The organism is Luteibacter sp. CQ10 (assembly GCF_040900725.1).
In the GTDB taxonomy this organism is placed as follows: Bacteria; Pseudomonadota; Gammaproteobacteria; order Xanthomonadales; family Rhodanobacteraceae; genus Luteibacter.
Genome location: NZ_JAEUYM010000001.1, coordinates 1,175,942 through 1,200,006 on the forward strand (window position 1 = coordinate 1,175,942; position 24,065 = coordinate 1,200,006).

22 protein-coding genes are annotated in these 24,065 nt (G+C 66.5%); 9 read left to right on the forward strand and 13 right to left on the reverse strand.

The annotated features are described in order from the left end of the window. The first annotated feature begins 119 nt into the window (after positions 1-119). Together JNG39_RS05235 and JNG39_RS05240 are read left to right on the forward strand one after the other, a co-directional pair. Complete coding sequence (locus JNG39_RS05235) at positions 120-2,234, forward strand: TonB-dependent receptor (protein WP_368310100.1); 2,115 nt, start codon at positions 120-122, stop codon at positions 2,232-2,234. Then, positions 2,231-3,058 carry a substrate-binding domain-containing protein gene (locus tag JNG39_RS05240; RefSeq protein ID WP_368310101.1) on the forward strand — a complete coding sequence of 276 codons (828 nt, stop codon included), beginning with the start codon at positions 2,231-2,233 and terminating at the stop codon, positions 3,056-3,058. The genes JNG39_RS05235 and JNG39_RS05240 overlap by 4 nt, the downstream gene beginning before the upstream one ends. 88 nt (positions 3,059-3,146) lie before the next feature. Here the strand turns inward: JNG39_RS05240 and JNG39_RS05245 are convergent, their stop codons facing one another. Then, positions 3,147-3,905: a helix-turn-helix domain-containing protein gene (locus JNG39_RS05245; RefSeq protein WP_368310102.1), complete on the reverse strand. Its 759-nt coding sequence runs from the start codon at positions 3,903-3,905 to the stop codon at positions 3,147-3,149. 112 nt (positions 3,906-4,017) lie between these two features. Here JNG39_RS05245 and JNG39_RS05250 point away from each other — a divergent pair, with 112 nt between their 5' ends. Next, positions 4,018-4,848, forward strand: a complete 831-nt coding sequence (locus JNG39_RS05250) for an NAD-dependent epimerase/dehydratase family protein (protein ID WP_368310103.1) — start codon at positions 4,018-4,020, stop codon at positions 4,846-4,848. Positions 4,849-5,059: 211 nt separating this feature from the next. Then, positions 5,060-6,781 (forward strand): ubiquinone-dependent pyruvate dehydrogenase, encoded by a 1,722-nt coding sequence (gene poxB, locus JNG39_RS05255; RefSeq protein ID WP_368310104.1) that lies wholly within the window; start codon positions 5,060-5,062, stop codon positions 6,779-6,781. A 33-nt stretch (positions 6,782-6,814) separates the two neighbouring features. Here the strand turns inward: poxB and JNG39_RS05260 are convergent, their stop codons facing one another. Then, a complete protein-coding gene (locus tag JNG39_RS05260; protein ID WP_368310105.1) occupies positions 6,815-7,552 on the reverse strand; it encodes a TetR/AcrR family transcriptional regulator in 738 nt (245 codons plus the stop codon). Here JNG39_RS05260 and JNG39_RS05265 point away from each other — a divergent pair. Next, the gene (locus JNG39_RS05265; RefSeq protein ID WP_368310106.1) at positions 7,503-8,369 is read left to right on the forward strand and encodes an SDR family oxidoreductase; all 867 of its coding nucleotides are present in this window, start codon (positions 7,503-7,505) and stop codon (positions 8,367-8,369) included. The two genes, JNG39_RS05260 and JNG39_RS05265, sit on opposite strands and share 50 nt — an antisense overlap. A gap of 76 nt (positions 8,370-8,445) precedes the next feature. On the opposite strand, the gene JNG39_RS05270 is transcribed toward JNG39_RS05265, so the two are convergent. Together JNG39_RS05270 and JNG39_RS05275 are read right to left on the reverse strand one after the other, a co-directional pair. Continuing rightward, positions 8,446-10,335 carry a S8 family serine peptidase gene (locus JNG39_RS05270; RefSeq protein WP_368310107.1) on the reverse strand — a complete coding sequence of 630 codons (1,890 nt, stop codon included), beginning with the start codon at positions 10,333-10,335 and terminating at the stop codon, positions 8,446-8,448. Positions 10,336-10,345: 10 nt separating this feature from the next. Continuing rightward, positions 10,346-12,664 carry a YadA family autotransporter adhesin gene (locus JNG39_RS05275; RefSeq protein ID WP_368310108.1) on the reverse strand — a complete coding sequence of 773 codons (2,319 nt, stop codon included), beginning with the start codon at positions 12,662-12,664 and terminating at the stop codon, positions 10,346-10,348. A gap of 153 nt (positions 12,665-12,817) precedes the next feature. On the opposite strand from JNG39_RS05275, the gene JNG39_RS05280 reads away from it, so the two are divergent. After that, a complete protein-coding gene (locus JNG39_RS05280) occupies positions 12,818-14,533 on the forward strand; it encodes an ATP-binding protein (RefSeq protein ID WP_368310109.1) in 1,716 nt (571 codons plus the stop codon). On the opposite strand, the gene JNG39_RS05285 is transcribed toward JNG39_RS05280, so the two are convergent. The 6 genes from JNG39_RS05285 to JNG39_RS05310 all read right to left on the reverse strand — a co-directional run bounded on the left by JNG39_RS05285 (position 14,520) and on the right by JNG39_RS05310 (position 20,947). Continuing rightward, positions 14,520-15,224, reverse strand: coding sequence for a response regulator transcription factor (locus JNG39_RS05285; protein WP_368310110.1), 705 nt, complete (start codon positions 15,222-15,224; stop codon positions 14,520-14,522). The two genes, JNG39_RS05280 and JNG39_RS05285, sit on opposite strands and share 14 nt — an antisense overlap. A gap of 193 nt (positions 15,225-15,417) precedes the next feature. Continuing rightward, a complete protein-coding gene (locus JNG39_RS05290) occupies positions 15,418-16,311 on the reverse strand; it encodes a helix-turn-helix domain-containing protein (RefSeq protein ID WP_368310111.1) in 894 nt (297 codons plus the stop codon). Between the two features lie 137 nt (positions 16,312-16,448). After that, positions 16,449-16,781: a putative quinol monooxygenase gene (locus JNG39_RS05295; RefSeq protein WP_368310112.1), complete on the reverse strand. Its 333-nt coding sequence runs from the start codon at positions 16,779-16,781 to the stop codon at positions 16,449-16,451. A 16-nt stretch (positions 16,782-16,797) separates the two neighbouring features. Further along, positions 16,798-17,787 (reverse strand): VOC family protein, encoded by a 990-nt coding sequence (locus tag JNG39_RS05300; RefSeq protein ID WP_368310113.1) that lies wholly within the window; start codon positions 17,785-17,787, stop codon positions 16,798-16,800. 193 nt (positions 17,788-17,980) lie between these two features. Then, complete coding sequence (locus tag JNG39_RS05305) at positions 17,981-19,939, reverse strand: M13 family metallopeptidase (protein ID WP_368310114.1); 1,959 nt, start codon at positions 19,937-19,939, stop codon at positions 17,981-17,983. Between the two features lie 249 nt (positions 19,940-20,188). Next, complete coding sequence (locus JNG39_RS05310; protein ID WP_368310115.1) at positions 20,189-20,947, reverse strand: SDR family oxidoreductase; 759 nt, start codon at positions 20,945-20,947, stop codon at positions 20,189-20,191. Between the two features lie 101 nt (positions 20,948-21,048). On the opposite strand from JNG39_RS05310, the gene JNG39_RS05315 reads away from it, so the two are divergent. Then, positions 21,049-21,975 (forward strand): LysR family transcriptional regulator, encoded by a 927-nt coding sequence (locus tag JNG39_RS05315; protein WP_368310116.1) that lies wholly within the window; start codon positions 21,049-21,051, stop codon positions 21,973-21,975. Positions 21,976-22,010: 35 nt separating this feature from the next. Here the strand turns inward: JNG39_RS05315 and JNG39_RS05320 are convergent, their stop codons facing one another. Together JNG39_RS05320 and JNG39_RS05325 are read right to left on the reverse strand one after the other, a co-directional pair. Then, positions 22,011-22,172 (reverse strand): DUF2256 domain-containing protein, encoded by a 162-nt coding sequence (locus JNG39_RS05320; RefSeq protein ID WP_368310117.1) that lies wholly within the window; start codon positions 22,170-22,172, stop codon positions 22,011-22,013. Positions 22,173-22,217: 45 nt separating this feature from the next. Continuing rightward, positions 22,218-22,682, reverse strand: coding sequence for a hypothetical protein (locus JNG39_RS05325; RefSeq protein WP_368310118.1), 465 nt, complete (start codon positions 22,680-22,682; stop codon positions 22,218-22,220). A gap of 165 nt (positions 22,683-22,847) precedes the next feature. On the opposite strand from JNG39_RS05325, the gene JNG39_RS05330 reads away from it, so the two are divergent. Next, positions 22,848-23,099, forward strand: a complete 252-nt coding sequence (locus JNG39_RS05330; protein ID WP_247374777.1) for a hypothetical protein — start codon at positions 22,848-22,850, stop codon at positions 23,097-23,099. A gap of 90 nt (positions 23,100-23,189) precedes the next feature. Then, positions 23,190-23,657, forward strand: coding sequence for a GFA family protein (locus JNG39_RS05335; RefSeq protein ID WP_368310119.1), 468 nt, complete (start codon positions 23,190-23,192; stop codon positions 23,655-23,657). 9 nt (positions 23,658-23,666) lie between these two features. Here the strand turns inward: JNG39_RS05335 and JNG39_RS05340 are convergent, their stop codons facing one another. Beyond that, a complete protein-coding gene (locus JNG39_RS05340) occupies positions 23,667-23,924 on the reverse strand; it encodes a DUF3253 domain-containing protein (RefSeq protein WP_368310120.1) in 258 nt (85 codons plus the stop codon). Between the last annotated feature and the right edge of the window lie 141 nt (positions 23,925-24,065).

The window sequence follows — 24,065 nt, forward strand, 5'->3', positions numbered from 1 at the left end:
CGGGGCTTTTGATTTTGGATGTCCGTTCACACCGCCTCGGGAGGTATCCTTGAACCTTTGACGAACGACGACCCAGGGACGAGTCCATGGCGGTCGTCCCGAACGACCGGAGTACGACGATGGAAACTTCTCACCGCATGGCGTGCGCATGGCTTCTGACAGGCGCGGCGTGCGCGTCGATGGCCCAGGAGGCCCCGAGGAAAACGGACCTCGAAGGCTATACGGTCGAGGCCAACCAGGCGTCGTATCGCACCGAGTCGGTGGGCATGGGGCCTCTGGGCGATGTCGCACCCATCGATACGCCTTATGCCGTCCAGGCCGTCAACAACGACCTTGCACGCAACCAGCAGCTGCAGAGCGTGCGGGAAGCGTTCCGCTTTCTGCCGACGGTGCAGGGGGAGAACATCCGCCCCCAGACGCGTGGCCTGCAGGCGGGCGTGGTGCAGAACACCCGCATCGATGGGCTCAACATCGCGGCGACCACCGATTACCCCATCGAACAGTTCGAGCAGATCGAAGTGCTCAACGGACTCGCCGGTGCGCTCTACGGGCCGGCCAGTCCGGCCGGCGTCTTTAACTATGTTTTCAAGCGGCCCACTGATGCGCCGCTGCGCGAAGTCGATGTACGGTACAACTCGCGCGAGTCCGGCCTTGCCCACGCCGATCTCGGCGGCCACTTCGGGGACCATGACCAGTATGGCTACCGGGTCAACGTGCTCGACCAGAACGGGCCCGGCTACGTCGACGGCAGCCGCCTCGCCCGGCGAATGGGTACGGTCGGCTTCGATGTGAAACTCGCCGAGCGCACGGTGCTCGAAAACGACGCGAGCTACTACCACTACACGGCCACGGGATTTCCGGGCACCTTTGCCCTGGGCAAGGGCCTGACCCTGCCGTCGGCTCCCGATCCCGGGCGGGAAGGCTACGGACAGACCTGGGGCGGCGACGACAACATCACCCGCATCCTGAGCTCACGCCTGAAAACCGCCCTCGATGACGACTGGTCGCTGCGCGCGGGCGTGCTCAAGGAATCGAATGATCGCCGCTCCACCGTGCCGACCCTTACGCTGACCACCCCATCGGGCAACTACACGACCACGGCTGCGACGACCACGTACAGCTACGACATGATCGTCAGCAACATGGTCGCCCTCAACGGCCACGTCGACACGGGCCCGCTGGCGCACGACCTCGTCGTCGCCAACAACGGTTTTTACTGGAGCCGCTACACGCCGTTCTCCACCGGTGCCGTGACCGTGGGCAGGGCAAGCCTCGCCCACCCCGTGCGCTTCGATAAGCCGACCGGCTTCCCGCATTTTGCCCACCGCTACCGCTCGATGAATACCCGGCAGCAATCGCTGTCCGTGGGTGACACCATCCACTTCAACGACCAGTGGTCGACGCTGGTGGCGGCAAGCCAGAGCTGGCTGCATGTGAGGAGCTACAACAAGCAGGGCGGAACGACCTCGTCGTATGACGCCCATGGCATCAGCCCGACCGCCAGCGTGATGTTCAAGCCGGTCGCGGGCCAGATGGCGTACGTCACCTACGCCGACAGCCTCCAGCAGGGCGATATCGCGCCGGCCGGCAGCGCCAACGAAAACGAGAGCCTCAAACCCTACCGCAGCCGCCAGTGGGAAGCCGGCTACAAGGCCCGGGCGGGCAGCATCGACCTCGGCGCCGCGCTTTACCGCATCGAACGGCCTTACGCCTATCTCGATGCGGCGAACGTCTATGCCAACCGCGGTCGCCAGGTCAATCGCGGTATCGAGCTCACCGCCAACGGTGACGTCACGCGCGACCTGACCGTGTTCGCGGGCGCCTCCCTTCTCGATCCCCGTCTTTATCACACGGGGTCGAGCGCGACGGAAGGCAACCAGATCCTCGGCCTGTCCCGCGTGGTCTACAACACGCTCTTCGAATACCGCATGCCGTGGGTGGAAGGACTGACGCTGACGCTCAACGTCAACCACGCAACGAAGCGGGCAGGGGACTTCGCCAACACGTACCGCGTCGACGGCTATACCGTTGCCGACATCGGCGGGCGCTACCAGATGCGCATCCACGGTTGCCCGGTCACCTTCCGCCTCGCCCTCGACAACGCCACCGATCGCCGTTACTGGGCCAATGTGAGCCCGGCGAGCCAGAACGGCTATAACGCCGCCGGCAGCGCGACCGGTACACTGGGGGCCCCGCGCACGGTGCGCGCATCGATGCAGGTGGACCTGTTGTGAGACGCCTTGCCGCCATCGCCCTTGCCGCCTCCGTGACGGCAGCCCCCGTTTCCCGGAGTGCCGACGCATCGCCGCCGCTGGTGATCTACGCAGCGGGCAGCCTCACCGGCGCGCTTGCCGACATCGCGCGGCACTACACGGAAGACACCGGCCAGCCGGTTCGTATCGTCAACGGGCCGGCCGGCTTGCTGCGCGAGCGCATCGAGAAGGGTGAATCGGTCGATGTCTATGTGTCCGCCAACATGGCCCACCCGGAACGGTTGGCCGACGAAGGCAAGGCAACCCGGCCGGTGGTCTTTGCCCGGAACGCCCTTTGCGTCCAGGTGCTGCCGTCGTCCCGCATCGACGGCGCCCATCTCCTCGACCAGCTGCTCGCACCCGGTGTGCGCATCGGTACATCGACCCCGGGTGCCGACCCGGGTGGCGATTACGCGTGGGCGTTCTTCGCGAAGGCCGACACCGTGCGTCCCGGGGCGCGCACGGCCCTCGAGGCGCGTGCACGAAAGCTCGTCGGTGGGCCGGTCGCGCCGGTCATTCCCGGCAACGGCAACGCCGTGCGCTATTTCCTCGAGCACCACGAGGTCGATGCCTTCGTCGGCTACTGCAGCTCGCACGACGCGACCCCCGACCCATCGCTGCGCAAGGTCGAGGTGCCCGCCGACCTGGCCGTGCCCGTCGATTACGGCATGAGCGTGATCCTTCGCGATGCCGATCCGGCGCGGCTCGCGCGGGCATACGGCTTTGCGCTCTACGCCATGACGCCGGAGGCGCAGAGCCGCCTGCCTGCTTACGGATTCCGCGCCGTGGGGGCGACATCGCATTGAAGTGCGCGTGGGTGCGGCGCCTGCGTCTAACGGCGTCTTAGGCCACGTGACCGGTGGCTCTATCCTCGTTTTCGCCGTTCATCCACCTTCACCTGAAAGACATCACGCCACGCCGGTCCCGTACTTCCGCCATGAACTTCCGCGGCGTCATGCCCGCTATGGCGTGAAAGTCCGCGATGAGATGGGCCTGGTCGTAATATCCGGCGTCGATCGCGAGGCCTGACCAGTTCGTTCGGCTTTCGTCGAGCGCCTGGCGAACGGCGCGATCGAATCGCTTCAAGCGGGCGAACGTCTTGGGACTGAGGCCGGTCGACTGCTGGAACATGCGGCGCATGTGGCGCTCGCTCACGCCGAGTTGGCGGGATACCTCGCCCACGCTCGCAAAGGCCAGGCGTTCCGCCGCGTGTTGGACGAAGCTGCACGTCGCACCCGGCGGCGATGAGGCATAGCGGTCGGCAAGTGCATGCTCCAGCGCCGAGGTTGCTTCGGCGTCGTCTGGCATCCGCGCGAGCTTTTCCAACAATGCGTGTGCAGCATCGCGCCCCCACAACGCGTCGATTGGAATCGTATGCCCCGCCAATGCCGTGGCCGCCACGCCGAAGACGGCTTGGTGTGCGCCCAGCGGAACCCGCGCGAACACGATGCGTTGCCCCGCGCATACCCGCTTGCGACGAACACGCTCGCGCATGCCGAGGACGTGCAGATCCAGCCCGCCGGGAATGGACGGACCACGGCGAGCCACCAGATAGGCGTCGGTGTTCGGACCGGCCACGAGGTCAAGGAAGCCGGCCGGTGGGAGGGAGGACATGTCGGGATGCTCATGACATGGGGTGATGTCTGCACGCATGGACGCACTTTTAGCACAAGCGCGGCATGTCGGAACCGCTGTCCGGTTTATCCAATCCTCCCTCCGTGCCGTCGATACCCTAGGTATCTGGTCATTCGAAAGGACATACGGCATGAAGATTCTCGTCACCGGTGCGACCGGCAAGGTCGGTTCGCGCCTCGTGGGTCGCCTGCTCGAAAGCGGCGAGCGGGTGAGGGTGCTGGTACGCGATGAGGAGCGTGCCCGGGCGATGTTGGGCGACCACGTGGAGCGGGTGCGGGGCGACCTGCTGGCCCGTGACTCCCTGGTCCAGGCCGTCGAAGGCATGGACGCGGTCGTCCACTGCGCGGCGTACTTCCGGGGAGCGACCAGCGAACAGGCGCACGCCACCAACGACATGGGAACCCGACACCTGGCGGAAGCCAGCAAGAACGCCTCTGTGGGGCGTTTCGTCTTCGCCAGCACGGGCCTCGTGTACGGTCCCAAAGGCGGCGCGCTCGCCAACGAAGACGATTCTTGCGATCCACCGGATGCCTATCCCCTGAGCAAGCTGGCCGCCGAGAGGATGCTGCTTTCCATGGACGGGCTGGACGTGCGCATTCTCCGCTTTCCGTTCGTCTATGGCGCGGGCGATCCGCACATCCAGGAGGTCGTTCCGCTCATGCGCGGGTTTCCCCCGGGCATGAAGATGTCCCTCGGCCATCATGACGACATCGCCCAGGCGGTCATCCGCCTGCTTCATGCGAAAGCGCCGAAGCATCGCATTTACAACGTGGTCGACGACGAAGCCCCGGACATCGCCGAGTTGTTCGCGGCGGTCGGGGAGCTTCCTCCCGATGGATCGCGGGCCGAACGGGCGGCCGCGTTCTCCACGCGGATGGATGGCCGGCGGATTCGGGACGACCTGGGTTTCACGCCGATCTTCCCGCGCTTCCGGGATGCCGTGGAAGCCGCCGCCCTTTGATTTCGCCCATGCAGGCACGCGCACCTTCTTCGATCGAAGGCCCTTCGGAGTGTGATACCAAAAAGACAAGAATCGGGCGCGAAATGGTATATACCGGGAAGCAGCGGTAGCCACGCTCGCGCGCGCGTGCGTGCGTTGCCCCATCGTTTCGCACGGGGCGGCCCTGAAGTCACCGCCTCGCTTCCCTCGACCGATCGCAAAGGAACGGAGCATGGGCAACGTCGCAGAACGCATCGTCGAAGTACTCGAGGCCGCCGCCGTCGAGCGGATCTACGGACTGGTAGGCGATTCGCTCAACGGCATCACCGAAGCGCTGCGAGTTCACGGGCACATCGCATGGGTGCCGGTGCGCCATGAGGAGGTCGCCGCCTTCGCCGCGGGAGCCGAGGCGGCGTTGACGGGCAAGCTCGCCGTCTGCGCCGGAAGCTGCGGGCCCGGAAACCTGCATCTCATCAACGGGTTGTTCGACTGCCATCGCAATCGCGTGCCGGTCCTCGCCATCGCGGCGCATATCCCGGGCACGGAGATCGGTTCGAGCTATTTCCAGGAGACCCATCCCCAGCAGCTCTTCCAGGAATGCAGCCACTACGTCGAACTGGTCTCGGACCCGGCGCACGTGCCGCGCATCATCGAGACGGCCATCCGCGAGGCCGTCGTCAAGCAGGGCGTCGCCGTCGTCGTCATCTCCGGCGACATGGCGCTGCGCGAGGCCGGCGAGTGGCTCGCGGCGAAGCGGCCGGTGCCGCGCGCGCCGCGCATCGTCCCGTCGTCGGACGATATCGATGACCTCGCGACGATCCTCAACGACAGCCGCCGCCTGACGATCCTGTGCGGTGCCGGCTGCAAGGGCGCGCACGATGCCGTCGTGGAACTGGCCGAGCGCCTGCAGGCGCCCATCGTCCACGCGCTCCGGGGCAAGGAGCACGTCGAGTGGGACAACCCCTATGACGTCGGCATGACCGGACTCATCGGGTTCTCGTCGGGTTATGTCGCGATGAACGAATGCGACACCTTGCTCATGCTCGGAACGGATTTCCCGTACCGGCAGTTCTATCCTCAGAAGGCAAAAATCGTCCAGGTCGACGTGCGCGGCGAGAACCTCGGGCGACGCTGCCGGTTGGAACTCGGCGTCGTCGGCGACGTCAGCGAAACGTTGGCCATGCTTCTTCCGAAGCTCGAGGCCAAAAGCGACGGGTCGCATCTTGCCGCCGCGGTCGACCACTACAAACAGGCCCGGCGCGATCTCGATGCTCTGGCGCGTCCCGACTCCACCCACCGGCCCATCCATCCGCAGCTGGTCGCGCGGCTCGTCAGCGAGCTTGCCGACCGGGATGCCATCTTCACCTGTGACGTCGGCGAGCCGACCGTATGGGCGGCCAGGTACCTCGCGATGAACGGGGAGCGCCGGCTCCTGGGTTCGTTCCTGCACGGGTCCATGGCCAACGCGATGCCGCAGGCGATCGGAGCGCAGGTCAGCCATCCCGGCCGTCAGGTCATCTCGCTGTCGGGCGACGGCGGCTTCTCCATGCTGATGGGCGACCTGCTCACCATCCGCCAGCTGAAGCTTCCGGTGAAGATCGTCATCTTCAACAACGGGCTGCTCGGCTTCGTCGACATCGAGATGAAGGCCGCGGGCTTCCTTCCCGTCCATACGGATCTGCACAACCCGGACTTCGCGGCAATGGCGAACTCGGCCGGTATCACCGGCATCCGCGTCGAAGACCCGGCGCAGCTACGCCAGGCATTGGAAACGGCTTTCGCGCATGACGGGCCCGTGGTGGTCGACGTCGTCACCGATCGCCTCGAACTCGTCATGCCGCCGAAGATCACCCGCGAGCAGGCGAAAGGCTTCAGCCTGTGGATGTTGAAGGCCGTACTCAACGGAAAGGCGACGGAAATCGTGGACCTCGCCCGAAGCACCCTCGTTCGCTGAGGGGGGATATCCCATATCGTCGACGGCTCGTCCCTAACGATGTCCGACGCGTAATCCACCGAGCAGTAGGTCGACCATCCGAATCGCCGACGCACGCCATTCGTCATCGGGATTCAGGTTGGCGATCCCGCCGATGGCCCGCAGCAGGTCGACGGGAGAAATATCCCATCGGATATCTCCTGTCGCCGAAGCGGCGTTCGCCAATCGATCGAGCGCGGCGGTCACGCGTACCGAAGCGTCCGATGCCAGCGAATCCGTCCCACCGATCAGCGTGCCCAGCACCTCGGCCATGCCTTTCTTGACAGCCAGGAAGTCGACGAACAACAGCAACCATTCGCGCAGCGCCGCAACCGGTGGATGCGCCGACTGGAGTCGCGTCGCGGCATCCACGAGCGCATCGGTTTCCTGCCGATAGATCGCCTCGATCAACACGTCCCGCGAGGGAAAGTGCCGGTAGAGCGTGCCGATGCCCAGACCCGCGTCGCGCGCGATCTGTTCCAGGCTGGCACTCGCGCCGCGTTCGGCGAAAGCACGCTTTGCGAATTCGATCAGGAGCGCGCGATTGCGTTCGCCGTCGGCGCGGGCTTTACGACGGGGAGGGGAAGGGGAATCTTTGGCCATGGCGACGAGGGAAACTTGATAAACGGAGGCTGCCGCCGTATAAATATTCGGAGGCAGCCTCACCTTATCACATTCCACCCCACGACCTCGGAGCAAGCCCATGAAAACATGGTTGATTACAGGCATCAGCAGCGGTTTCGGCCGAATCATGGCCGAGAAACTCCTGGCGGCGGGCGACCGCGTTGTCGGCACCGTCCGCAACCCTGATCCCCTGGGAAGCCTCAAGGCCTCCTATGGGAAAGCGCTCCACCTGGCCGAACTGGACCTCGCCCGCACCGACACCATCCGTCCGGTCGTCGACGAAGCCTGGGCAACCATGGGGCGGATCGACGTCGTTGTCAGCAACGCCGGCTACGGCCTGATGGGCGCGGCCGAAGAAGTCACCGACGACCAGGTCCGCCACCAGATCGAAACGAACCTGGTCGGCTCGATCCAGCTCATCCGCGCCGCGTTGCCGCACCTGCGGGCGCAGGGCGGCGGACGCATCCTTCAGCTTTCCAGCATGGGCGGTCAGGTGACCTTTCCCGGCGGCTCGCTCTATCACGCCACCAAATGGGGCATCGAAGGCTTCGTCGAGTCGGTCGCGCAGGAGGTGGCGATGTTCGGCATCGGCTGCACCATCGTCCAGCCGGGTGGTGCGCGCACCGACTTCATCCATCGCAGCGCGACCGTCGGACCGCGCAACCCCGCGTATGACGACGCCCCGTCACGCATGGTCAATCGTGTCATAGAAGACACGACCTTCAAGTCGGCGGGGGATCCCGAAAAGATGGTCGACGCCATGATTGCCAGCGTTTCGCAGGATCCGGCGCCCTTGCGCCTTGCACTGGGCAGCGACGCGTACACGCTGTTGTCGAAAGCCTATGCCTCACGTGCCGAGGCTCTCGAAGCGCAACGCGAGCTCGCTTGCTCGACCGATCTGGCCGGGCAGGAGGCCACGCGTTGGTACGAGCGGCAGGACGCCTGATGAAAGCGAATCGGGTCATAACGACTCGCTGCCATCTCCTATCCGCGCGGCTTCGCAGCCGCGCGTGGCAACGTCATCAACGAGGCGAGACGTAACTCGCCATGACGCTCACGTTCGCGAAGTCCTGCACGGCGTAAAGCCGGACGTAATAGGTGCCCGCGACGGGCGTCGGAATAACGACGCTTTCGGTCGTGCCCGGGCGTACCGATCTAACATCGGCGTCGGCGCCGTCGGCGGCCGGGATGCTCCCGACCTTGACGAACAGCGACGCATCGCCCGTGCCGCCCACGCTGCGAATCACGAGGTTGCGCGCACCGGCGGGCACGTCGATGCTGAAAGCGACCGAGCCGCCGGCGGCGCGCTGGCTCGGCGCGGAGAGCTGGTTCGCCACCAGCGGCGTGACCTGGGGTGGCAGCGTCACTCCGAGCACGGCCGCCACCGCCGCTTGCGCGTCGAGCACGCCGCTTCCGATGGCGACGTCCGGCGTGCGGGAAAACGGCCGCGTGTTCGCGGCCAGCAGGTTTTTCAATGCCGCTGGCGTGGGCACGGGGCGATTCGCCTGGATCGCGGCGCCGATCATCAGGGCCGCCACGGCGGAGACGTGGGGCGTGGCCTGCGACGTACCCGCCATGCCGGCGTAGGTGGCGCCTCCGTCTTCGACGGCGACCGGCGAGGTCGTGCCGGTGTTGTAGGCCGCCCAGATGAAACCCGCCGGATTGGCGATAGCGCCGGTCGACGCGTCGTTCGCGTAGATACCGCCGCCAGGCGCGGCCAGGGTAACGATGTTGCCGAAGTTGGAGTAGAACGCGCGACGGCCGGTGATGCCCGTAGCGGCGACGGTCACCACGCCCGGACAACTCGCTGGCGTGTAGTTGGCGGCGTCGTCGTCCGCGTTGCCGGCGGCCACCACGACGAGCGCGCCGTTGCCCATCGCGCTCGCGATGGCATCGCGCGTGACGCCGTCCGAGGCGCATCCGCCGCCGCCGCCGAGGCTCATGTTGATGACCTTCGCCGGATGCGTATTGTCCGGCACGCCGTCGACGTGGCCGCCCGCGGCCCACACGATGGCATCGGCGATGTCCGAGGTGTAGCCGCCGCAATGGCCCAGCGCACGGATGGGAATCACCTTGGCGCCCGGCGCGACGCCCGCCGTACCCATCCCGTTGTTCGTGCGCTCGGCGATGACGCCGGCGACGTTGGTGCCGTGCCAGGTACTTTGCTCGGGCGGATTCGCGCCGTCGGTGCACGCGCTTTGCCAGGGCTCGCCGTTGGTCCAGTCGCCGATGTCCCAGCCGCCCGGCACGCGGCCGTCGGTGTCGCGTCCCGATACCATGTGGTCGACGATGAAGTCGTAGCCGGCGTCCGCCAGCGACGTATCCAGGTCATCGTGCGCCGTGATGCCGGTGTCGATCACCGCCACCGTCACGCCGGTGCCGTCGACGCCCACGAACGTGTCCCACAGCGCGGGCAGGTTGATGCCGCCGACGGGGTCGCCGAAATCCCATTGCAGTTCCGCGTATCCCGGATCGTCCGGCGCGACGGCGGTGGCGCGCGACGAACGCACCGCATGCATCATCAGATCGGGCTCGACGTGCAGTACGGCGGGATCGGCGGCGAGGGCGTTCATGGCCGCGCGGGCGCCGTTGGCGTCGAGCGGACGCGACAGGGTCATGACCGTTCCGCCGGCCGTCATGTGGCGCACCGCCCTGGCGGTCGCGGGAAGCGCGCGACTCGTCGTGGCGCCGCGGTTCAAGGCGGCGTTGGCGTTCTGCGCCGCGGCGTCCAGCCGGATGCGTTCGGTGCTGCCGTCGCGGTAGCGCACGATGAAGCGTTGGTAGCGGCCGGTGGCCTGGAGGCCCGAGGCGTCCACCTTGCCGTCGGTGGAGGCGGCGAGGGCATCCACGGGAAGGGCGCCGAGGACGGCGACCGCGAGGAGGCAGGGCGTGATGAAGTGCTTGAAGATCATGTTGCGGTCCTCACAGGTCGACGCCGAAACCGACGCCGGTGGATTTCTCGGAGCCGCTGAAAGCGCCACCGATGCTCATGCGGGCGTGCTCGCCCAAGGTCGTGGCGTAACCGACGGACAGCGCGCGCTGATTGCCCTGTGCGCCGGCACCGACCGCGATGCGGCCGGCGGCCGAGGTCACGCCCGCCGCGTTGATGGCCATCTGCGTGCTGGCGGCCCCGATGGCGCCGATCCGGTCGACGCGCCGGTCCAGGTTGCGGAACCGGTCGTCGAACTGCCCGCGCATCGCGTCGAACCGTTGATCGGTGTACGCCTTGGCGCTGTTCAACGTGGTCGCGTCCTGCTGGTCGGCATAAGTCCGGGCCGATTGAATGGCCTGGTTCACCTGGCCCACGTTGGCGGCATCGCTCGCCGCCGTTCCGACGGCCACGTTGGTCACGCGACGCTGGCTGGTGGCGTTGCCCACCGAGACCGTGTCGGCCTGGTCGGCGATCGCGCCCGCACCCAGCGCCACGCTGTTGGCGGCCGTCGCGGTAGCGCCCTGGCCCACGGCCGTGCCCGATGCCGCGGTGACGTGCGTGTCCGCACCGATCGCCACCGCGTTGGTGGCCGTGGCATCGATGGTCGCGTTGCTGCCCACCGCCGTGCTGCCGTCCGCGCCGATGGTGGCGTTCTTGCCCACGGCCGTGTCGCGGCCGTCGGTCGCCACGCTGCCGTCGCCGATCGACACGCCGTTGCCGTGACCATGGCCGGGCCCCTGGCCGCCGCCATGGCCCAGTTGATCCTGCAGGCCGCGGATGTAGTGCAACGCGCCCGACAGCGAGCCATCCAGCGCCGCGAACGCCGAGCCCACGTCGTTATAGGTGGCGCCCTGGACGAGGTAGGCCGGTGCCGTGAGGCTGCCGGCCACGTATGCGGCACCGCCGCCGAATGCCGCCGCCACCGCCGCGCCGTTCTGGCCCGCGCCCCCCGTCACGCCCGCCACGGCGTCGTTGAGCTGGCCCAGGTTCACCGCGTCCGTGGCCTCGGTGCCCGCCGCGAGGTTGGTCAGTTGGCGGGTCTGAATGGCGTGTTCGTTGCCTTGCGAATCCGTCCATGGGGCGGCCGCGCCGATCGAGACGGTGTTGTCGCGGTCGGCCTGCGAACCCACGCCCAACGCGACGCTATTGGCACCCAGCACCATGGTGTGGCTGCCGAGGGCGAGGCCGCCCGTGCCGAACGCCTGGGCGGCGTTACCGAGGGCGACCGCGTCGACGGCGTCCTCCACGGGATTCACGGCCTGCGTGCCCGCGCGACAGATCCAGCAACCACCGTCATCACCACCGCCATCGTCCGGCGGCGACGGTCGCTGGCCGCCCGTCATGGCGCCCGAACCGATGGCGATGCTGCCGGCGCCACGCGTGTAGGCCTGGGGACCGATGGCGACGGCGAAGTCGTCCTGGGCCAGTGCCGATCCGACCGCGACGGAGGCGTAGCCCTGGGCGTTGGCGGCCGTGCCGAGCGCGCTCGACAGGCTGCCGGTGGCTTGGGCGCTCGTGCCCACCGCGGTATCGGCGCCGTACTCGCTCATGGCGATGGCGGTTCCGCCGAACGCGGTTTCGTCCTGGCCGATGGCGCGCGATCCGGTGCCGACGGCGATCGACCATTCGCCCGAGGCCTTGGCGCCATAGCCCACGGCCACGGAGAACAACGTGTCGGCACTCGAGAAGTTGCCGATCGAGGTGGATGCCGGTCCCGTCGCCTGCGCCTGGAGTCCGATGGCGACACCCTGGTCGCCGCTGGCGTTCGCGCCCACGCCGAGGGCCAATCCGAAGTCGGCCTGCGCGGTCGCGCCCGCGCCCAGGGCCACCGCGGTGTAGCCGGTCGCGCTGGTCACCGAATCCACGAGGCCCGTACCCGATGGAGGAGGAATGGCGGCCGCGCCGCCCAGCGCCATGGCACCCGTGCCCGTCGAGACGCTGCCATAACCTACGGCCACGCCGTTGTCGCCGGTGGCCGTCGCGAATGCGCCGACGGCCGACGAGCCCACGCCACCCGCGAAGCTGAAGCCGCCCAAGGCGAGCGTGTTGTCGGCGAACGCTTGGCTGGCATAGCCGAACGCGGCGCTGGCCACACCGAGCGCGCTGCTGGCCGCACCCGCCGCGATGGCGTTGGTGCCCGGCTCGGCGTAGGCGTCGTCGCTGCCGTCGTCCGCGCCGTCGGCCGCCACGTGGCGGTCGGCGGAGGTGGAGGGCGGCGGCGCATCGGCTGCGGCAGCCCAGGTCGGGATGCTCAACGCCAGCACGATTGCAAAACGCAGGCGCCAAAACGTCTCTGGTAGTTGTTTCACACGGTTCTCCCCGAAAACGAACGGAATGGGCGTCGCCGGTGCCCCCAGGGTCCTCCCGCGCGGCGAGCCTGATGTCCTGAATCGCCGGCGTTGCGCCGGGTCGAGGGGATCGTAAGATTGTCATCGCCGCTTCACACGCACGGACATTCACCGATGCTCACGAAGATTCACCGGATGAAGGGATTCGTCGACTGGCTGCAGCGCGCGCCCATCGCGGACAAGGTGGAACGGCGCTATGCGCCCGCGTTGCAAGGCCTGATGGCTTTCATCCTCGTGACGATTCCGGGTAACTGGGCCTATCACCTGGCGGTGGTGCGTACGCCCTTGCGGCGAGACATGGCCGTGGATATCGGTGCCGATGTCGTGGTCTGGGCCGGTGCGGGATTGGCCTTGTGGTTGATCCGTCGCGGCCGATTGCGACGCGCCGTCCAATCCTTCGTCGCCGCCATGCTGTTGGCGCTGACGGCCATGTACGTCAGCGTGGGCCTCACGCGGCAGTTACTGGACCAGACGTACCCCGTTCTGACCATCGTGCTTGGCGGCCTGGTTCTCGGACGCCGGCAACTGTGGACGATCTATGGGCTGCTCCTCGCCATGTTCTGCGGCGGCGCCGTTACGGACGTGCTGATGCTGACGGCCCGTGCGTATGCGAGGCCATGGATCGGCGCGGCCAACCTGCCGTCGTTGGCGATGAGCTACTTCGCCATCACGTTCATCGTCGACCGCTGCGTCAAGGCACTCCACGACGAGATGCTGGCACGCGAGCTGGCGCAAGAAGAACTGCTTCACGCGCAGAAGATGGAAACCGTGGGACGCCTGGCCAGCGGCGTAGCGCACGATTTCAACAACGTGCTCGCCGTCATCGCCGGTTACGCCGACCAGGTGCGCGACAGCGCCGACGCACGTCGCCTGCGCGACGCGGTCGGCGGAATGGCCCTGGCCGCCAGGCGAGGCGCGGCCGTCAGTCGCAAGCTGCTTACCTTCAGTCGCCGGGAGACTCCCCGTCCCGAGGTGATCGACGTGGGTGCGGCCGTGGCCGAGGCCGTTCCCATGTTGCGCCAACTGTTCACGTCTCCCCAGTCGGTCATCCTCCATGATGTGCTGCCGCAGGCGGCCCATGTCCGTATCGATCGCGCGCAGTTCGAATTGTCGCTGCTGAACATCGCAGCCAATGCGCGTGACGCGATGGATGCCGCCGGCGTTTTCACGGTGACCGTGCGGCCATGGACGCATTCGGCCGTCGCCGGTGTCACCGTCGAACTCAGCGACGATGGAACAGGCATACCGGAAGAGGTCGCGTCGAGGGTGTTCGAGCCATATTTCACGACCAAACCCGCCGGCGCCGGCACGGGATTGGGCCTGGCGGTCGTGCGTGAGGTCATGGCCGCGGGAGGAGGGCAGGCGGCCGTGGTGAGCCAGCCGGGAATGGGCACGACGGTGCGCCTCTGGCTGCCCATGGTGGCGGCTCCCATGCCCGTGTTAGCCACGCCGGCTCACCGTGCGCTTCGCGTCCTGCTGATCGAAGACGAGATCGAATTACGCCATCTGCTGCTGGATGCGTTCGACGATGCCGGTCATGTGGCCATGGGCGCGAGCACGGTCGATGAGGCCGTCGATGCGCTAGCCCAGGTGAACGACGAGTGGGATCTGGTCATCAGTGACGGTCATCTTCCCGGCAACGTCGATGGGCGGCTGGCATGGCTCGAGACGGCGGCGGCGCCCATCGTGCTCATCTCGGCGACCGCCGAACCGGAAGCGCATCGTCTGCGCGCCTTGGGCCGCAGCGTGCATTGCCTGCCGAAGCCGTTCGCGCCCGCCGCGCTCGTGGCCATGGCGCCCAGCCTGGCCCAGCGTGTCAGGGCAGCATGACGTAGCCGGCGCCACGCACGGCACGCAGGGGAAGCGACTCGTTCGAAGCGTCGGCGATCTTCGCGCGAAGCCGGTGCACGAGCATATCCAGGCGGTGGAGATCGAAGTCGTAGATGTCCGTCGTCAGCGCGCTGGCCATTTCGGTTCGCGCCACCGGCCGCCCCGGGGCGGCGAGCAGCAAGGCGAGGACCCTGCGCTCGGCGTCGTTCAACGCGACGGAGCGGCCCTTGGGGGAAACGAGGCACCAGCCGCTTTCATCGAGGTGCCATGGGCTGCGCCCGGGCTCGGACCCGTTGTCCCGCGGCGGCTGCAATCGTCGTCCCAGGCTATGCAGCGTCGCGGCCAGCTCGGCGACGTCCACGGGCTTGGCGAGGTAAGCGTCCGCACCGCCCATGAGGCCGCGAACGCGGTCGTCGATGGCGCTCCGGCCCGTGAGCATCACGATGCCGACGTTCGAACGGGCACGCAGCGTATTTGCCAGGTCGAAGCCGTTCGCATCGGGCAAACCCACGTCGAGGATGACGATGTCATAGGTGTGTCCGGCATCGGTGAACTCCGATGCCGTTCCGTAAGCGTCGCAGGCGAAGCCGAACGTGCGCAGTCCCGGCATCAGGATCAGGTCGCGTAGCGGCACGTCGTCTTCGACCAGTGCGATTCGCAAGGCGTGGGGTGGCGGCGTCTGGGCATGCATCACGCATGGATAGACAGCCGCTTGCAACGTGTCAAGTTACCTTTCCGCGGGTGTCGCCTGGGAATACGACCAGGGCGACGCCGTTTATGCCCTGACGCCAGTGGATGGTGCGCTTGCATGGCGGATATTCGCCGCAAAGCCGGCCATGCCACCGTTTCAGCCTTGCAAATCCGGTCTGTTCGGGCGGTATCGCCTAGGAGCGCTGGCGCCGCCATTCCGACGGAGTGCAGCCCGAGAAGCGCTTGAAGGTGCGTGCGAAATGCGACCCATCGGCGAAGCCACAGCTCTCCGCGACCTCGTCGAGCGTGCGGCGACCCGATGTCAGCAGCTGCTGCGCGCGCCGGATGCGCATGTCCAGTTGCCATTGGTACGGGGCCAGGCCCGTCGAGAGCTTGAACGCCCGGCTGAAGTGGGCCGTCGAAAGTCCGGCGAGGGCGGCCAGTTCGGCGAGATCGACGCGTTCGGGAAGGCGGTCGTGGAGGAACCGGGTGATGCGCCGGAGCTGCCATGGGGCCAATCCTCCGCCGGGCTGTTCGACGGGCCGCCGGGGGCTCATGAGGCACGCGACGAGACTGGCGATGAGGCCGTCGCCATAGAGCTGCACGGAGGGATCGTCGTTGTCGACGACCTCGCTCAGCAATTGCAGAATGGATGCGATGCGCGTGTCGGTCATGCGCACGCGGGGTGCGAGAAACACGCGGCGGTCGAACAATCCCTCGAATCGCCGCTCGAGCACGTCGAGGTCGAAGGCGATCGTCGCGTCCTTCATGTAGCGGATATCGTCGGAATGGCCCCACAGGTCCATGCCTGCCGGGACGAGCGTCATGTGACGCGGCTGGTATTCGACGGTGCAGGGCTTGTTCGCGCTCAGCCTCGGCTCGGCCCGCCTCGTTCCCGACTCCGCGAGCAGGGCCGACAACCGCGTCTCCTTCTCGTAGCACAGGTGATAGGAGACGCGACCGACGCTTCGTTGTTCATGGACATCGACGCGCGCACCGCTCCATTGGTGGCGCCGCATGTCGAGCGACACCACGTTCTCCGGCAGCGGCATGAAACGTTCGAGGCGGTTGTTCGGCGCGATGTCCATCAAGGAGTCTCCAAACGGCCGGTGGCCGGGAGGGCGTAGCGATTGCCCGTGCATCGGTAGCTTATGGACATCGCAAGGGGCCGGTCCAGTACGCGTCGAACACGACCGTCACCCGGGAAGTGCTCATCCGGGTGGCCCTAGCCGAGCGGACCGAACTCTCCCCAGACCTGGACGGGCACGTCCCAGGTCACCTTGACGCCCTCGACCAGGGGCAGCGTCGCCTCGAGATAGGCCTTTCGGTAGGGGCGGTTGCCCTGGGTCCGGGCGAATTCCTCCTTCGTGCCGCGCCAGAGCTCATAGAGCGTCAGTTCCAGCGGGCGTTCCGGCGACTGATGCAGGACGGCGGTGATGAAGTCGTCTTCCTTGGCGCATTCGTTGAGGATGGTGCGGAGGTGGCCGAGCATCTCGTCGACCTTGCCGTCCTTCACCACGTAGTGCAGGTACAGCGCCGAGCAGGGGGCGTGAATCATGACGTGGTCCCGGTGGTCAGTGCGGAACGGACAGCAGGAACACCACGGTCGACGCGACCTTGCCGTCGACCAGGGTGACGATGTCCTCGCCGATAATGGTTTTGGGGGCGGACGCCGGACCGTACGTCCAGGGCACGCGGGCGGTGCCGTGCTGAACGACGATGGGGCCGTTGATGCGGAACATGGAGCCCTTGTGCGCGGATTGCAGATTCCCCACGAGCGTATTGAGTTCGGCCTTGCCCTGGATGAATCCTTCCGGGTCGTTGAAGACCGTGTCATCGGTATACGTCGCATCGATCGTGCGCGCACGGCTCGCGGCGTCGGGGTCGTTGAGCATGGTGACGTAGGTACGGATCACCTTTTCCGCCGCCGCCTGGCTCATGGCTTCCGACGTTGCCTGACGCGGCGCCTTCCACAGGTGCACCCCGGCGGTCTGCTCCCCGGCCTGGCCATTCGGATAGCTGACCAGTTCCATCTTCGAACCCCAGGGCGTGAGGAAATAAACCCACGCGTTGCCCGACGCCGGTCCCTGCGTCATCCGGATGGGGTCGGTAAGCACGGTCACCCCCTTGGCGCGAAGTGCGGCGACGGCCTTGTCGATGTCGTCGGTGTAAAGCGCGATGTGCGACGCACCGATGTCGTCGTAGTAGGGCTCCTGGACGACGGCGTGCGGCGAGTCGTACTGGAAGAGCTCGATGTTGGCGCCGTCGCCCGCGCGCAGCATGCGGATGCTCTTGACCTTCGCATCGTCATGCATGTGGAAGGTCTTCTTGAACGCGGCATCCACCGGGATGTCGCGCATTTCCGTCACCGGAACGAAGCCGAACATGTCGGTGAAGAACCGACTGGCCGCCTCGACGTCCGGCACGTTGATGCCCACGTGGTCCACGCCACGGACATCGACCAACGGGGCTGCCCGGGTCGGCGACGTGGCGGCGAGGGTCGTGGCGGGAAGGGTAGCGATGAGCGCGGTCGCGATGGCGGCGCTCAGGAAGTGCGTTTTCATGAATAGGCTCTGGGTGGATGAGGCCCGGTGCGGGCAGACGATTCGGCATGAATCGCACGGGATGTCGCGAACGGTGTGCCCCGATGGGGTCATTGTTGCCGAATCGGGGCCGCCCACAAGGAACGTTTCTGCGCTTTCGGTTCGATCCTGAGGTTGGAAATCGCACGGGTGCAGGGGCGGTCCCACCCGGGCGCTACCAGATGCTCACCCGGTCCTTCGGTGCGAGGTAGAGGCCGTCGCCGGGTTTGACGTCGAACGCGTCGTACCAGGCGGTGATATTGCGCACCTCCCATGCACGTTCGTGTCCCGGGGCGTGATCGTTGAGCAGCTGAGCGCGAAGCCGCGCATCGCTGAACTTCACCCGGTGGTCTTCGGCGTAAGCGATGAAGAAGCGCTGGTTGCCGGTCAAACCGTCAATGACCGGAAGCTCCCGACCCGCCAGGGATGCGCGGAAGGCGTCGAAGGCGATGTTCAGGCCGCCGAGGTCGGCGGTGTTTTCGCCGATGGTGCGTCTGCCGTCGACGTGTAGCCCCGGCGCGACCTCATAGCGGCCGTACTGTTCCTCCAGCCGCCGGGTGCGCGAGAGGAAGGCCTCCTGGACGGGCGCGGGCCACCAGGGATTGCGGATACCGTTCTCGTCGACCGTCGCGCCGTTGGGGTCGAACTGGTGGGTCAGCTCATGGCCGATGGTCGAACCGAGGCGGCCATAGACGTCGGCGGCGTCGTATCCGGGGTCGAACAGCGGCGGCTGCAGGTAGGCCGCCGGGAAATAGAGCACGAGGCGCCCCGTGTCGGAACATGCATTGACCGTGGACGGTTCGAGGCAATCCCACCCACGACGGTCGACGGGCTTGTCGAGCTTGCCGAGCTTGTATTGCCAGCTCCATTCTTTCGTTCCGATGACATCGCCGAGCAGGTCGCCCTCCTTGAAGTCGAGCCCTGCGTAGTCGTTCCAGACGTCGGGATAGCCGATCTCGATGCGGACGTTCGCCAGCTTCGCGAGCGCGCGTTTCTTCGTTTTCGCATCCATCCAGCCTTCGCCGGCCAGGCGCTTGCCGAAGGCCGCCTTGACGTTGTCCGCGAGTTCCCGGATGCGGGCCTTGCTTTCGGGGGGAAAATAACGGGCCACGTAGATCCGTTCGATCTCGTCCGGAACCAGATCGTCCACCAGAAGCGTGCCCGTCTCCTCGCGGCTCTTCTGCACCTGGATGCCACGCAGGAAACCCTTGTTGAAGTTGAACGCCAGGTCCTTCACGTCATCGGACAGGTACGGCGCATAGGCGTCGAGCAGGTGGACGATGAGGTAGGCGCGCAACGTATCGAGAGGCGCCCGGGTAAAGGCCGCCATGCGGGACTTCATGACCGCCGGTTCTTCGATGCGCATGCGACGCCCTGCGGGCCATCCGAACGCACGTATGACGCGCGCCCAGTCGATGCCCGGCATGCGGCGCCCGAGGTCGGTCGCGGAGACTTCGTCGAAGATGACCTCGCCGGCCTCCGGCGGTTTCGGCGCGGCAAGTTCGCGCTCGAACGATACGACGCGTTCGGCCAGGGGAGCGGAATCCTCGATGCCCGCGACGGTCAGGAGCTTCCGCACGTAGGTCGTGTAAGCGCCGAGGGCCTCCGTTCCCCGGGGACCGTCGGGCTGGTAGTAGCCCCGGTCGCCCATGCCCAGGCCCGCGCTCGACCACCATAGCGTGTTGCGGTCGGGATGGCGGTCATCGCCACCGGCGTAGCCGGAAAAAAGGGTGTCCGTGCCGCGGCGGGCAAACCTCGCCATGGCCTCGGCAAGGTCGTCACGCGTGCGAAGCGCCATGACCTCGTCGATCATCGGCATCACGGGCTTCAATCCGAGGCGGTTGATCGTGACTTCGTCGGTATAGGCGCGAAAGAGCATGCCGGCCCGCGAGGCGGGGCGGTTTGCTTCCTCCTTCACGATGGAGGTCAGGCGCTGGATGGACGCCTTGCGAGCAAGGGCATCGCCCCGGACCACGCCATCCTCCGGCGGCACGGGAGTGTCGCGCTGCCAGGCGCCGTTGGCGTAAAGGTAGAAGTCGTCGCCAGGCCGGACGTTCCTGTCCATGCCGCTGGTGTCGTACGTCGCTGCGGTAGCGGCCGAGATGGCGATCGCGGCGATAAGGATCTTGATCACGGAAACCTTGCTCGAAAGGGGCGTTGGGAGCTGCCCATTCTTGCCGCGGTGCTCCCGACGGCAAGGCATCATCCTGCGCTTTGCGGTCCGATCCTGATGTTTTCAGGTCGATCCGGGGTTGCCTGGAGTCCGGGTAAAAGACATCACCTCCGCCCCGAACACCGAAGCGAAGGTAATGGCCTGTCGGCGCTGAACCCGCCGTCTCGTTCCGCCGTGATCGCCGGTGGCGACCTCGGCGGATTCGTGCGGTTACACCTGCGCCTGTCCACCGTCGACGAAGAACTCCGTGCCGTTGACGAAGCTGGCGTCGTCCGAGGCGAGGAACACGGCGGCACGAGCGATTTCGATCGGCTCACCCACGCGCCCCATCGGCACCTGGCTGGCGAGGTAATCGAGCAGACCCTGTTGCTGAGCCGCGTCGGGACCGGCGAGATCGACCAGGCCGGGTGTGCGGATCGGGCCCGGGCTCAGGGTGTTGAAGCGGATCTTGCGGCTCTTGTCCACGTCCAGGATCCAGTTGCGCACGAACGAGCGCACGGCGGCCTTGGTGGCGGCATAGACGCTGAAGGCGGGCGTGCCGCTGCTGCCGGCGGTCGAGCCGGTGAGGATCACGGACGCCCCGTCGGCTAGGATCGGCAGCGCGGTCTGCACCGTGAACAAGGTGCCCTTGACGTTGCGATTGAAGGTGTCGTCGAAATGCTCCTCGGTGATGGCGCCCAGCGGCAGCATCGAACCGCCGCCCGCGTTGACGAAGAGCACGTCGATCCGGCCGTGGTCCGCCTTGATGGTGTCGACGAGGTGCTGGAGGTCGCCCAGCTTCGCCGAGTCGACCTGGATGCCGATGGCTTGCGGGCCGATGGAGGCGGCCGCGGCGTCGAGTTCGGCCTTGCGGCGGCCGGTGATGTAGACCGTGGCGCCCTCGTGGGCGAATTGGCGGGCCGTTTCCAGGCCGATGCCGGTACTGCCGCCCGTGACGACGGCGATCTTGTTTTCGAGCTTGCGTGACATGGTGGCTACCTCGATGTGTATGTGGTTGATGGTGCATACGTTATCGACGAACCGCCGGTAACGAAATAGAATCAAATGAAAACCATCGTTGCAGAATTGATATGTCCCGATTGCCTGACTTCGAGGGCCTGGCCCTCTTCGCCAAGATCGCCGAGCTTCGCTCCTTCGCTGCGGCGGCCCGCGACCTCGATCTCTCCGTGCCGACGCTGTCACGCGCCATCGCTCGCCTGGAGAAGCGTCTCGGGGCGCGCGTCTTCAACCGGACATCCCGCCAACTGGCGCTGACGGCCTTCGGTTCGACGCTGCTGGAACGCGCGGCGCAGATCTACCGCGATGCCGAAGAGGCGGAAGCGCTGGCCCGCGACCAGTCCGCGTCGCCCCGAGGCACGGTTCGACTCGCCGTGCCGATGTCCTTCGGCTTGCGATGGGTGGCGCCGGTGCTGCCGGGGTTGCTGACGCGTTATCCGGAGTTGTCCGTCGACCTGCATCTTTCCGATGCCGTCGTCGACATCATCGGCGACGGTTTCGACGCGGCGCTGCGCATCGCGTCGTTGCCCGATTCGTCGCTGGCCGCGCGACACCTCTGCGACGTGTCGCGCTTCACCGTCGCCGCGCCGGCGTACATCGAGCGGCATGGAAAGCCACGGCATCCGCGCGATCTGGAACCTGCCGATTGCCTTGCGTACGCCTTCCGCGCGGGTAGCGACGTGTGGCGCTTTCGCAAAGGGCGCACGGAAGAAGTCGTGCATCCCCTTGGACGGCTGCGGACGACCAACATGGAGGCCGCGTTGCCGGTATTGCTCGCCGGCCACGCGGTAGCGGAACTGCCCGAGTTCATCGCCGCGGAATACCTGCGCGACGGACGCCTCGTGCCCTTGCTCACCGATTGGGAGCATCAGGGTGGGGGGCTCTATTTCGTTTCACCGACGACCCGCAATCGGCCGGCCAAGGTGGAAGCGGTGTCCAACTATTTCGCCGAAGTGCTGAGTGAGCCCGAATGGCGATGGCCTGCGCGCGCGAGTCGGTAACCTATGCGTCGACACGCAGGCGGTGGTGGGTGCCGTCATGACGTCGAGGGTGCTTTTTTCCTCGCCTGCCGGCACCGGTCCGAGCAGTAGCGCACCTCGACCCAATCGCGCGCCCACTTCCGGCGCCAGCTGAAGGGACGTCCACAGGCGGCACACACTTTTTGGGGCAGGTCGATTTTCTTCTTCATCCTGGCCATCGAGCCACACCTTATCGCGGCTTCCTTAGGACGGCGTGCTTTCGCTCAGGTACCGGCATGGGTCGAAGGCAGCACGCTGCGAAGATCGTCGGGAAGGGCATCGACCGGGCAGTAAGCGTACTTGCCACCGCTCGTGCCCGGCATCGAAAAATGCGTCGCATCCCTGACCACGATCGTCTGTTTTTCCGTGAACGGCTTGCCGGAACCGTCGCCCGCGTCGTTGCACGTCTGGCTCACGTCGAACGACGTACCGGCCTTTGTTTTTGTCGTGGAGGTCACGCGGGCGACGCAGGCGCTGGTATGGGCGGTGCCGAGGCCCTTGCCGTCGTAGAGCTTGATCGCCGCGTTGGACGGGCTGCCGCAATCGGTTCCCCGGACGACGAAAATGCCCGGCACGAGCGGATAGATACCCGACGCCTTCGGTGACGTGGCCGTGCCCGCCTGCACGGGAGGCATGCCGACGACGCCCAGCATGACGGCGGTGGCGACCCATGCCATGGAACGATTCATGTCGATGCCCTCCGAAGGAGGCGCCATTATCCATGGCGTCGTCCGACATGTCGCTTTTTCCCGCCGTTTTCGCAAATGTGAAGGTTGGCTTATTCAAGCGAACTCCGGGAAGGCCGACACAGGATCGATGCCGGCCTCCCCAACCGGCGATACGGAAGGTGGTTCATGCTAGGCAAGGTCATCTGGTTTCATGAAGAACTTCGCATGGCGCTCATCGAGCGCGCCGGGGGCTTCACGGTGGGTTCGGTCGAAGCCGGCTTCCTGACGCTGGGCGGACGGGTCGAGGGCGATTTCCGCCATGAAGGCCCCACGGTACTCCATGACGTGGAAAGCGCACGGTCCGTCGCGTTCCTGGTCGAGGCCGACGCGGTCACCGAGGAAGAAGCCAACGAGCTGCTGGGGATCATGCGCGGCTGAGGCGCCGAGCGACAGGCCGTCCAAGGTCGGATAATGGTCCGCATTCCATGAAACCATGCGAGTTTTCACCATGCCGAACGGATCCGTGCCATGACCGATACGACGAAGCGGGTGCACGCAGGCCAATGTCACTGCGGTGCCGTGCGATTCGAAGCCACCTTGACCGACGGTTTCCATACGATCCGTCGCTGCACGTGCTCCTATTGCCGCATGCGGGGCGCCGTCGTGGTGTCGGCGGAGATGGGCGGCATCCACTTCCTGCGCGGTGAAGACGTGCTGACCCGCTACCGTTTCAATACGGGAGTGGCCGAACATTTCTTCTGTTCGCGATGCGGTATCTACACGCATCACCAGCGCCGTTCCAATACCGCGCAATACGGCGTGAACGTGGCTTGCCTGGACGGCGTCAGCCCCTTCGATTTCCATGAGGTACCCGTGATCGACGGCGTGCGGCACCCCAAGGACCACGACGGGCAATACCGGTGGGCGGGAACGCTGAGATTCGAACCCGCGGCCGTCAGCGACGACGTCCCCACGCCGTCTCCCGCCCGTTCCTGAGTGATCGGCTCAATGGGGGAACGCGGGCCCTCGCCGAAGCCGAATGGGGCCGTGAATGGCCTCGTCGGGGCCGACCTCGCGCGAGCGCTGCGTCATGACGATACAGCCTTCGCGCGCCAGCGCGACGGCTTCGTCGCGCACCGGCTGCATCAGGGCGCGCCATGCGCGTTCGTCGCTCGCGAGCGCGCGGGCCACGTCGGACGGACAGATCGAGGCATTCGGAGCGCGCTCGCGGAGAAGATCGACGATCGTGGCGGCGATATCCATGTCGTGAATCTACGGCGGGAGGGGTGATAGGCCCGTCGAGCAGGGAACGTCGCTGCGGTTATGCAAAATCGGCCGCCATCCCACGAAGTTGTCGTCCACTTCACCGTGACCCAGGCACATGGATGGCGTGGCCGGAGACAT

Coding starts and splice junctions, on each gene's coding strand:
- JNG39_RS05300 (WP_368310113.1), bottom strand. CDS start 17,787: ATGAAAACGCACTTCCTGAGCGCCGCCATCGCGACCGCGCTCATCGCT.
- JNG39_RS05245 (WP_368310102.1), bottom strand. CDS start 3,905: ATGCGTGCAGACATCACCCCATGTCATGAGCATCCCGACATGTCCTCC.
- JNG39_RS05330 (WP_247374777.1), top strand. CDS start 22,848: ATGCTAGGCAAGGTCATCTGGTTTCATGAAGAACTTCGCATGGCGCTC.
- JNG39_RS05335 (WP_368310119.1), top strand. CDS start 23,190: ATGACCGATACGACGAAGCGGGTGCACGCAGGCCAATGTCACTGCGGT.
- JNG39_RS05310 (WP_368310115.1), bottom strand. CDS start 20,947: ATGTCACGCAAGCTCGAAAACAAGATCGCCGTCGTCACGGGCGGCAGT.
- JNG39_RS05340 (WP_368310120.1), bottom strand. CDS start 23,924: ATGGATATCGCCGCCACGATCGTCGATCTTCTCCGCGAGCGCGCTCCG.
- poxB (WP_368310104.1), top strand. CDS start 5,060: ATGGGCAACGTCGCAGAACGCATCGTCGAAGTACTCGAGGCCGCCGCC.
- JNG39_RS05280 (WP_368310109.1), top strand. CDS start 12,818: ATGCTCACGAAGATTCACCGGATGAAGGGATTCGTCGACTGGCTGCAG.
- JNG39_RS05260 (WP_368310105.1), bottom strand. CDS start 7,552: ATGATTCGGCCGAAACCGCTGCTGATGCCTGTAATCAACCATGTTTTC.
- JNG39_RS05235 (WP_368310100.1), top strand. CDS start 120: ATGGAAACTTCTCACCGCATGGCGTGCGCATGGCTTCTGACAGGCGCG.
- JNG39_RS05325 (WP_368310118.1), bottom strand. CDS start 22,682: ATGAATCGTTCCATGGCATGGGTCGCCACCGCCGTCATGCTGGGCGTC.
- JNG39_RS05270 (WP_368310107.1), bottom strand. CDS start 10,335: ATGATCTTCAAGCACTTCATCACGCCCTGCCTCCTCGCGGTCGCCGTC.
- JNG39_RS05250 (WP_368310103.1), top strand. CDS start 4,018: ATGAAGATTCTCGTCACCGGTGCGACCGGCAAGGTCGGTTCGCGCCTC.
- JNG39_RS05320 (WP_368310117.1), bottom strand. CDS start 22,172: ATGGCCAGGATGAAGAAGAAAATCGACCTGCCCCAAAAAGTGTGTGCC.
- JNG39_RS05285 (WP_368310110.1), bottom strand. CDS start 15,224: ATGCATGCCCAGACGCCGCCACCCCACGCCTTGCGAATCGCACTGGTC.
- JNG39_RS05295 (WP_368310112.1), bottom strand. CDS start 16,781: ATGATTCACGCCCCCTGCTCGGCGCTGTACCTGCACTACGTGGTGAAG.
- JNG39_RS05265 (WP_368310106.1), top strand. CDS start 7,503: ATGAAAACATGGTTGATTACAGGCATCAGCAGCGGTTTCGGCCGAATC.
- JNG39_RS05290 (WP_368310111.1), bottom strand. CDS start 16,311: ATGGACATCGCGCCGAACAACCGCCTCGAACGTTTCATGCCGCTGCCG.
- JNG39_RS05315 (WP_368310116.1), top strand. CDS start 21,049: ATGTCCCGATTGCCTGACTTCGAGGGCCTGGCCCTCTTCGCCAAGATC.